A 9,676-nucleotide genomic window follows, 5' to 3' on the forward strand; every position below is an offset into this window, starting at 1 on the left:
GGGAGACCTCTTCGAGGACACCAAGCTCACGGCCGATGCGGGGTTTCACACGGAGGCCAATATGAAGCGCTTATTCGAGGACGGGATCGATGGGTATGTGGCCGATACCCTGTTTCGAAAACGTGATTTCAGTGCGGAGGGAGTCGCAACTCGTACCAGGCCGCGCCGTCGATGCCGTTGATCGAGGCGACGAGCGTGCCGTCGTCCGCGATTTCTATAAGACCAAAATTGAACATCTGCTTGGCCTCCTCGTAATTAGCGGGGGTCGTCGTGGGGAAACGGAACAAAGATACCGTGCCGAGGGTCGGGTCGAAGGCGGCGTTCGGAAAGATCCCGGCGTTGATCGGCCCGGTCACGATCTCATGGACCTGGAACGCCGGATCGTCCTGAAACGGGGCCGGATCGTCCTGAAACGGGGTGTAGCGGAAGACCTCGGAGAAGTGCACATCCGTGGTGATCCACACCACGTTGTACATGCCGTTCTGCTGCATGTAGCGCAGGATGTCCGTCAATTCGTACTCGAACCCGCCTGTCTCCTGGTAGTTCGCCCAACCGTCGCGCCCGGCCGCACCCGCGGAACCGGTGGGGATGGACATCGGCACGCTGGAGACGATGACCTTCCAGGTCGCATTGGATTTCTTCAGCGCATCCTTCAACCAGACGACCTGTTCGCGACCCAGCATGGTCTTGGGGCTCTTGGCGCTGTCCGCGACAAAGTTGGCGTCCCGGTACTGACGGGTATCCAGGATGAACATCTCTACGTTCTTACCCCAACGGATGTTGCGGTAGAGGCGTTCCGGCGTATTGCCGGCCGGGAGTATGGGGTTGTAGTCCAGCATCGCCTTGAGACCCATGGGCAGCAGGTGCACGCCGGGGGTGTAGGGCGGGGTGGTGCGGGTGTCGTGCAGCGGCCCAAAATCGTTGACGACTTCATGGTCGTCCCAGATGGCGTAATAGGGCATGCTAGCCAGCAAGCTCCGGTACCCTTCGTCTTCGCGGTTGTAGCGCCAGTGCCCCCAGTAATCCGCCATGTTGGCGGCCTGAAGGAACTGACCAGACACCTGGGCGTTGCCGTAAAGACCGGTAGGGTTGCAGACCCCATCGGCGTAGATCATGTCACCGAGACCGATGAAGAAATCCATCTCTGTGGCATTCATGGCCTTGAAGATCGGAAAGCCTTCCACGGCATCACGGCAGACGTTTTGCCCCGCCAGATCGCCGCCCCAACCAAACACCACAGCTTCGGCATCCTTATTTGCGGGCGGTGTGTGGAAGTGTCCTTCAGCGGCTCCGTTCACACCCGGCCTCCCTGCCTTCGAGGTGCTGAACCAGACCTTGTAGCCATAGTCCCGGCCCGCTTTCAATCCCGTGACCCGGACTTTGCCGGTGTAATCGCCATCGGCATTGACCTTGACTACCTCGTGCGCGCCACTGTCATTACGCCTACCGTCAACGAGTACGTGCATGTACGCTGGTTGATCGGTGCGCGACCAGATCACGGCGCTCTCGGTGGTGACATCGCCAGCCGCCACCCCATGGGTGACAGGCGCTAGCGCCGGGGCAGCGGCGACGGTGGCGCTCAGGAAAATCGTGGCGCCCGAAAGCGTCGTTGCGAGCGTGTTGCGTCTTAAGCTGCTGAGGTTCATCAGGGGTTCTCCGCTGTTGGTTTCTCAAGAAGACCGGCTAAGGGCAGCAAGGCGTGTTTCTTCGCTAACGCCGGCTACTCAACCCGCGCGACCTGCGAGCTGCACTGTGCCTTGACCCTCAAGGCGTGTTTCTTCAGAAGCGCTGCACGGTTTTCTCTCAGATCGAGGCCGTCTCTCCGCGTAGGATAAGGTACCTTAGCGCCCTGGAGACCGGTCCACAGCGCGCGGTTGAAGGCCGCAACGTCAAGGCGATCCTCGACCGAGAAGTCTTGCCCACGCATCGCTACCGCCCAATAGGCCCCATCCCGCTTAGGAGTCCCGTGGCAAGGCGTCCGTGCGGCGGCGACCTCGGCCTGGTCCTGCGGCGGCAAATCGAGCTGGGTGCTGTAAAGTATCTGCGGCACGACCGCCTGATAGTCCCAAGACCTCTGCCGTTTGTTAAACAAATCCGCCATAGGGGCGGTCAGCCCATCGTTGATGCCTAGGGGCTTTATACCCAGCACCTCCTCGATGGTGCGCAGCATACTGACCGTGGTGTAATGGGTCGACACCAGCGCGCCGCGCTTAACGTACGGTCCGACAATATAGGCGATGCTCCGATGGGCATCGACGTGATCGCCGCCGTCCTGGGCATCGTCTTCAATGATAAAGATGAGCGTCTTGTTCTTGTACGGGCTCTTGGCGACTTTTTCCACCAGCCGGCCCACGGCATAGTCATTGTCCGCCATCTGGGTCTCGACCGTGTTGACGCCGAAACTCGCCGTGCCAAAGCTCCCAAAGTGATCATGGGGCAGGCGGACCAAGGAGAGGTTAGGCAGCTTGCCATCCGCCACGTAGCCATCGAACTCACGCTCCCACTCCCTAAAAAGATAGAAGTCCGAGTTGTTCTGGTCATAACCACGGAAGTACTCGTCCGTGTGCGGCGCCAAGGCCCGCTTCAACGCGACGGCTTGTTTAATCCCTTGCGCGAAGGGCTGGTCGACCACCGGGGCGCCGGGGATATTCTCCACGAAGAAGCCATAGTTACGAATGGTGAGCCCTGCTCGAAGCGCCGCGTCCCACAGGTAGCCCGTGCCCGCTTCACCGTCGCGGCTGTCCGGCGCGGCCACGTCGGCGGTTCCCGCCAGCATATCCGGATCGGTGAATCCGAAGGCTTGACGTTCCTCCGGCGTGAAGGAAACCGGGAAGTTGCGGTTGGCCCCCTCCCAGTCGTAGCTGAGGCCCCGCCCGGCGTAATTCGGCGGCTGGGTCTTCTCGACGTGGTCATTGGTGCGCGCCGCCGTCGTCCAGTTCCAACCCACTCCGGAAGTTTCGCCGCTGTCGTAGAAGTTATCCAGCAGCACGAACTGGCCGGCGATCTTGTTGTGGTTGGGACTATAGGGCGACAGGATGGCGAGGCTGGGGTCGCCGTTACCCGTGGGGAAGTCACCGTGCACCTGATCATAGGTCCGGTTCTCCTTCACCACATAGATCACGTGCTTGATGCGGCGGCGCAGGAACGCCATGGTGTCCGCCCACTTCGCGTGCTCCTGAGCCGTCGGGAAGTCGTTGTTGTACGCCACCTGCCAGGTCAAACGGGCCAGGTCCTTTCCGTCCGGTAGGGGCAGGGTCAGGAAACCGGCCTTTTCCAACTGCCAGACATATTGGTTAGCCGCCCTGCACGCATTTTGTGCATCCGAGCCGATGGACGTGGTATCGCGACATCCCGCGGGATTCGGACCGGTGTTGCTCTTGCCGTTGACCACATACAAGGCATTGCCATCCGGCTTTACGCTGACTGCATTGGGGTACCAACCGGTCGGAATAAGACCGATGACGCGGCTCTTACTCGGCCCACGTTCATGCTTGCCGTGGTCCCCGCTTCGGCCCAGTTGGATCACCGCCACCGAATTTGTGCCACCATTCGTAACGTACAGCGTGCGTTCATCCGGCGACAGGGCGACGTTATTGGGATTTGCGCCCTTGAATCTTTCCGCCTTCGGGAAAACCTGCGCGGGTGCCGTCGTCAGGATTTCCTCCGCGATCCGATCCCGCTCGGTGTCGACCACCAGCACCGTATCGCTGTTGTCGCTGGCGACATACAAACGGTCCTGAAGCGTATTCAAGGTCATTTTGGTGGGCTGGCCCTGAGTCTTGATGCGGCCTTGCACCGTCATCTGCGGGCCGCTTACGCTCACCACGACCAGCTCGCGGTCGCGTTGCGCAGAAACATAAGCCTTGCCGTCACCCTTGAAGGCCACCGCGATCGGATAGGTTCCGCCCGGGGTGCCTGGCTCGCCGCCGTTCTTCCCGGGCCGCAAGTCGAGTTCCCCTACCTTGGCACGGCTCGTCAGCTCGATCAGGCTGACGGAGTCGTTGAAGTAGTTCGCTACCAAGATCTGGGTGCCGCTCGCATTGACGGCGAGTCCAGCCGCCATCGGTCTTACGCCCACACCTACCCCGATATTACCGTGATCAAGCCCGATCGAAGGTATGCTTTCCGCCCAGGTAGCACCGCTTTTTTTATACACGTGCACGTTGTCATCAACGCCGCCGGACACATAGAACTCGTTGCCATTGGGGTTCCAGGCGATGCCGTTGAAGGTGTTCGCCACTTGTACGGCCTGTATCTGCACCGGTGCCACGCCGCTGATATCGAAGACGAACACGTATTCGTTGGATTCGGAGGCGACGCGGCTGCCGCTGGCGTCGTTGTTACGGTTGTAGCCGCTCGTCAGGACCAAAAGCGTTTTGCCGTCCGGGCTGATGGCGGTATCGACGGCATGGTCGGCCAGAAAATCCGGCCGGTTTGGCAAACCCGGGTTGAGTGACTGAAAAACGGCGCCGGGTGCCGCCTCCGGCGTGATGCGTTTGCCAGTCGGCAAGATTTCGCCCTGGAGTATCGCATGACCCGGCCTGACCGGGGCGGCCGCGGTGGCGTGTGTGAACGCCGACAGTACGGCGGTTCCAAGCAAGGCCGCCATCGAGACGGCGCGTGCCAGCTTATACTGTCTGTATCTACCGTTCATGAAACCCCTCCTAAGTCTAATAAGTCTAAATGTCGAAACGCACCTCTATTTCGCTAGGTGTCTATAAACGATAGCAACCAAAGATTTCAATGGAGTGACGATCTGGTTAAAGGTATTCGAGGGCCGGAAAGCCTCGGCAAAATGCGCGCTATGCTCTTTTCGTCCGTAGACCATGCGAGGCATGCGGGGATTCATTGGCAGATGAATGGTAACCGACCTGTCATGGTCGTGTAACTTGGGCGCGCTAGCCTTCGCGCTGACCCCTCCTTCCCGTCGATTCACGGACCGAAGCGCCAGATAGGGTTGCAGCGAAGATAATGGAGGACTTGTGGCGGGAGGGAGGGGACAATGACCGTAACGAGGAGCGTAGCCATATCCATGCGTTGAGAGGCTTGCAAGAGATTCTTGATTTTGGCGTCGATAACAATGTCTGCTTTTTTGGGAGCTTCGCTGGCGCTCGCGGCCCGTGATCGGACCCGAGGGTCTGCCCCGTAGACGGAACTAGATCGGGCTTCTCAACTAAGCCAGGGCGAGTCAAAACGGCCCGTCCCGGCTCCGCGCCCGCAAGTCTTTCCGCGCGACCCGGTGAGTAACGACCTCCACGTCTACCTATGTCTACCGCTCACGGCCGCCACGGCCAGTCCCCTGAGCATGGCCGAAGAACCTGTCCAGCTTCCCGAGCTGGTCGTGACGGCAACCCGTACGGAGCGAGATCGGGTTAACACGCCGCAGGCGGTCGCCGTGCTGGGCACACGCCGCATTGAGCAATCCAACCAGGCGACCACACCGGATCTGTTTCGTTACATGCCCAGCGTTTACATCCAGAAGAGCAATCTCGGCGGCGGCTCGCCGTTCATCCGCGGCTTGACCGGCAAACAAGTTCTATTGCTCGTCGATGGGGTACGCGCGAACAACTCCTTTTATCGGGCAGGGCCCCACCAATATCTGAATACCATCGACCCAAACATCATTGAAAGGATCGAGGTCGTGCGTGGCCCCACGTCGGTCCTCTACGGTAGCGACGCGTTAGGCGGCTCCATCAATATAATCACACGCCGCCGGAAGAATTTTGAAGAGCATCAAGACTTGGGCGGCTTATTTGCCGGGCAATACCAAAGCGCAGCGGACGCCGGTATGCTGCGTGGCCAAGTGGAAGCCAACCGGGGCAAGCTCGGCGTGATCGCCGGAGCCACCGGCAAGATCTTCAATGATCTCAACGGTGGCGGCGACCTTGGTGCGCAAGTCCCTAGCGCCTACGACGAAGCGCACGCGGACCTCAAGCTAAATTACCTTCTTGGCGACCACCACGAGTTCATTCTTGCCCAGCAATATACACGTCAATTCGACGTACCCAAGACCAACGAGGTGGTATTGGGCGACAGGCTTAAGTTCAACTACGAGCCGCAAGAACGGGCGTTGGGTTACTTTGAATATCGCGGTAAAGACGTCGCGATCTTCGACGGTGCCAAAGTCAACCTCTCCTATAATCGACAACGGGAAGGCGAAGAGATCATTGACCGCGCCACCCCCCTCACCGAGACTCTGGAGCTGACGGACGTCAAAACCTTTGGCGCTGCGCTGCAGTTGAACAATCGCCTTGGCGATGACCATTCCTTGACCTATGGCTTCGACTTCTATCGAGACCACTATGACACCCGTAAGCGCCGATTCGATTTGCCTAGCGGCCGCGCTGCCGAGATCGCGCCAGGCGTCCCTGATGGCACGTCTTATCAAAGCTGGGGCTGGTATCTCCAGGACGAGGCCAGCATCGGCTCCCGCCTAGATGCTATTGCTGGCGTCCGCTACAGCCGGTTTGACACGGAAGGCACACTTGGAAACCAGCGCTTGAGTTTCGAGACGGATGCGGTCGTCGGCAACCTGAACCTGCTAGTTCGTCTGAGCCCCGCGCTCAACCTGATCGGCGGCGTGGCGTGGGGCTTCCGCGCACCGAATATCGAGGACTTTTTCGGCCGCGTGGACTTCTTTAACGAAATTCCCAACACTAATCTTAAGCCAGAGGAATCGGTCAACCAAGAGATTGGGCTAAAGTACTTCTCCGGGCGCATCGCGGCCGAAGCCTACTATTTTCACAGTGACTACGAGGGCTTCATTGATCGCATGACGGTAGGACGTCAGCCCAATGGCAATCCAATCCTCCAGCGCCGTAATCTAAGCAACGCGGAGATCCAGGGGGTGGAAATTATTCTGGAGTACCGCTTCAATGATCACTGGCGCTTGGAAACGGCGCTAGCTTGGACCGAGGGCACGGATTCCGACACCGAAGAGCCTTTGCGGCGCATTCCGCCGCTCAATGGCAATGCGCGCCTGCGCTACGCGCATGACCCGAACCTCTGGAGCGAATTTGCTGTCGTCTGGGCCGATCATCAAAAGCGATTGGCACCCGGCGATATCAGCGACCCACGCATCGGACCGGATGGTACCCCCGGCTACGTGGTCTTCGATCTACGCGCCGGGTATAAGCTCGCACGGCAGCACGAAATCATCGTTGGTGTAGAAAATCTCGCCGACAAGAAATACAAAACTCATGGCTCAGGGATTTTTAATGCAGGCATCAACGCGGCCTTAACTTATCGCTGGCGATTTTAGGGATGGCGGTAGGCGATCGTAGTCCGCAGCAACGCAGCCACCCGAGGAGCCCAAATATGACGTCGAGCCCGCTCAGAAGCGGAAAGCTTTCCTTCATCACGTGATAGATCCAGGTCTGTTCCATGCGCCACGCACGAGGTGCGCTTTGGGACCGCTGGCGTGGATCGGCACCTCCCTGCTGCTGGTCCGACCTACCCCTCCAGCCGGACCTGCCCCGTCACGCAATCTTCTTCGTCCGGTCATCAACTCTTCATCACGCCCCTGCACAATCCCGCTGCCGTAATTCGAATGCCGCGATAATGTCATTCGGAACAGGTAAATTCCGCATCTCTCGTTAATACTAAAGGAGTCCCATCCGATGAAATCCAAATTATCTCTTGCGTTATCTTCCGTGGCGCTGACTGCGAGTCTTCCCTTCGCCACGGCTCATGCCGTCGAAAGTGTGAAAGCCAACGACCTCGGCGTGGCCGAGGCCCCCACTGCGGGATCCACGCCAGTTGATCTGGCGGACGTTCCGCCGCTCGTGTTGCACGCGGCCCGAGTCGCGTTCAAGGAATATGACGGCCGAGCCGTGCTCACGGGCGCGCAGGTCGACGCCGACGAAATCGTGGCCATCTACGAGGTCAAGGGTCACGCTTCCGATGGCACGCTGCTCGAGGCCGACATTCAAGCCGATGCGGTGCTCGTGGAGCTGGAGATCGAGATCTCGCGGCACAAAGTGCCGGGGAACGTGCGCGAGGCGGTGCGCAGGTTCGCTCCCGGCTTCGAGGCCTCCGAGGAGTCGGCGATCGAGAAAAGCATTCGTCCGAGCGCCGGCGGCCTGCCGGAGATTTGGTACGAGTTCAGTGGCGTGACCTTTGACGTCGAGGTTCGAAGCGACGCGCGCGCCGTTCTGATCGAGCCCGCCTGATCGGCGGAGCGACGTAGTGCTGACGCCCTGGTGCTCGTCGCGCAACGCGCGCTGAGCACCAGGGCAGGCCCAAGACCGGGCTATTTGCAACTGGCTACTTGGGGGAGAACTTCACGCAGCTCGGTGCCCGCCACGCACCGGAACCGGTTGCGATTGCACTCGGCGACGATGACGCCGCTCGGCCGATCGCTGACCACCGACGTCGCAGTCCCAAGCGTTGCGCCAGCATCCCATACATCGCTTCGCGTTCGGATTGCAGGTGCGGGTTTTACAGCAGAGGGCTATCCATGTGATTCAGGTAACCTCAACCGGTTGTGGTTTCGCAGCGGTCTCGCCGAACCAGACCTTCATACCGCACCGGAGGCGTGGCCACGGCCTGCTGAACCAGTCGATAGAAGAGTTTGGCACGGCTGCGGGACTTGCGTCGGTTGAATCGGAACGTGAACTCGTCGACCGCCCCGCGCTTGTGGTTCGCGCGGGAGACCGGCTCGATCCCGTTGAAGGATTCGAGTTCGTGAAGGCAAATCAGGCGGACTATGCCGTGGCCACGCAGTGCCGCGTCCTGGGCGTCTCTCCCAACAATTACTATGGGATGTTGATCTCCGTCTCACAGTTGACCCCGGTATCGGTACCGCTGCCGCCCTTACAGGTGTCGATGCCGCGACCGCCGTTGAGCCTATCCGCGCCGCTGCCGCCGTTCGGGGTGTCCGGCCCCGATCCGCCCTTGAGCTTGTCGTTCCCCCTGTTTCCGAACAGCCGGTCGGACCCGCCGTTACCGAACAAGGTGTCGTTGCCGTCCCCGCCGCAGAGAAGATCATCGCCTTTGTTCCCGATGAGGCCATCGGCACCGCCGCGCCCGAAGATGCGATCGTTGCGTTTCGTTCCCACAATTCGGTCTTTGCCCGAGGTGCCGCGACACACCCGATTCGGCACGCCGTTGACAGTGCAGCCGTGGGTCGGGCTGGCCGTGTCGCAGGGCGATTGGCGTGAGACCTCGAAGGCGCCGATGTCGCAGGCCGCCCGTTGCGGGCGGCGGACCCCGCGCTGGTCGGTCGGCGCACAGTCAGCATCGTCCGGGCTGGCATCGATGGCCGGGCTGCCGGCGGCCAGGGCATGGGTCCGCGTCGGCCCGCCGTTGTTGGCGAGCGTGGCATTGAGGATGGCGCCAAGGCTTTCGCTCGGCACCAGGTCGGTGGAGCCGGGGCTGAAGCCGAACACCCCGGCGTCCCCGTCGTGGCCAAAGAGGTTGTAGTTGTTGGCGGTGATAGTACCATAGTCCCCTATCTCAGGCCCGGTGGGGCTGGTGTTGCCGGAGACTAGCGTACGGGCCAGGGTGAGGGTGCCGGTGTTTAACACGCCACCGCTATCGTAGGTCTCGGCGCTATTGCCCGAGACGGTGCTGTTGGTCAGTGTGAGGGTGCCGACGTTGTTAAACACGCCACCGCCAAAGCGGCCAGCGCTATTGCCCGAGACGGTGCTGTTAGTCAGGGTGAGGACGCCGGTGT

6 protein-coding genes and 1 pseudogene are annotated in these 9,676 nt (G+C 60.4%); 3 read left to right on the forward strand and 4 right to left on the reverse strand.

The features are described 5' to 3' along the window. On the forward strand, nucleotides 1-181 hold a 181-nt coding region (locus M3436_16735), incomplete at its 5' end, for a hypothetical protein (GenBank protein MDQ3565681.1). Here M3436_16735 and M3436_16740 read toward each other — a convergent pair. Continuing rightward, on the reverse strand, nucleotides 129-1,646 hold the full coding sequence (locus M3436_16740) for an alkaline phosphatase D family protein (GenBank protein ID MDQ3565682.1): 1,518 nt from the start codon (nucleotides 1,644-1,646) through the stop codon (nucleotides 129-131). The genes M3436_16735 and M3436_16740 overlap by 53 nt on opposite strands. Before the next feature lie 74 nt (nucleotides 1,647-1,720). Next, on the reverse strand, nucleotides 1,721-4,654 hold the full coding sequence (locus tag M3436_16745; GenBank protein ID MDQ3565683.1) for a hypothetical protein: 2,934 nt from the start codon (nucleotides 4,652-4,654) through the stop codon (nucleotides 1,721-1,723). A 585-nt stretch (nucleotides 4,655-5,239) separates the two neighbouring features. Here M3436_16745 and M3436_16750 point away from each other — a divergent pair. Both M3436_16750 and M3436_16755 read left to right on the forward strand, forming a co-directional pair. After that, the gene (locus tag M3436_16750) at nucleotides 5,240-7,261 is read left to right on the forward strand and encodes a TonB-dependent receptor (protein MDQ3565684.1); all 2,022 of its coding nucleotides are present in this window, start codon (nucleotides 5,240-5,242) and stop codon (nucleotides 7,259-7,261) included. Between the two features lie 358 nt (nucleotides 7,262-7,619). Beyond that, nucleotides 7,620-8,171: a hypothetical protein gene (locus M3436_16755; protein MDQ3565685.1), complete on the forward strand. Its 552-nt coding sequence runs from the start codon at nucleotides 7,620-7,622 to the stop codon at nucleotides 8,169-8,171. A 304-nt stretch (nucleotides 8,172-8,475) separates the two neighbouring features. Here M3436_16755 and M3436_16760 read toward each other — a convergent pair. Beyond that, a pseudogene (locus M3436_16760) lies at nucleotides 8,476-8,625 on the reverse strand (IS1595 family transposase). Between the two features lie 131 nt (nucleotides 8,626-8,756). Continuing rightward, nucleotides 8,757-9,608 carry a hypothetical protein gene (locus M3436_16765; GenBank protein ID MDQ3565686.1) on the reverse strand — a complete coding sequence of 284 codons (852 nt, stop codon included), beginning with the start codon at nucleotides 9,606-9,608 and terminating at the stop codon, nucleotides 8,757-8,759. Nucleotides 9,609-9,676: the final 68 nt, after the last annotated feature.

The organism is Pseudomonadota bacterium, from assembly GCA_030859565.1.
In the GTDB taxonomy this organism is placed as follows: Bacteria; Pseudomonadota; Gammaproteobacteria; order JACCXJ01; family JACCXJ01; genus USCg-Taylor.

What these genes read in the sequence shown, in the direction of transcription:
- M3436_16745 (MDQ3565683.1), bottom strand. Translation starts at nt 4,654, where the DNA reads ATGAACGGTAGATACAGACAGTATAAGCTGGCACGCGCCGTCTCGATG.
- M3436_16755 (MDQ3565685.1), top strand. Translation starts at nt 7,620, where the DNA reads ATGAAATCCAAATTATCTCTTGCGTTATCTTCCGTGGCGCTGACTGCG.
- M3436_16740 (MDQ3565682.1), bottom strand. Translation starts at nt 1,646, where the DNA reads ATGAACCTCAGCAGCTTAAGACGCAACACGCTCGCAACGACGCTTTCG.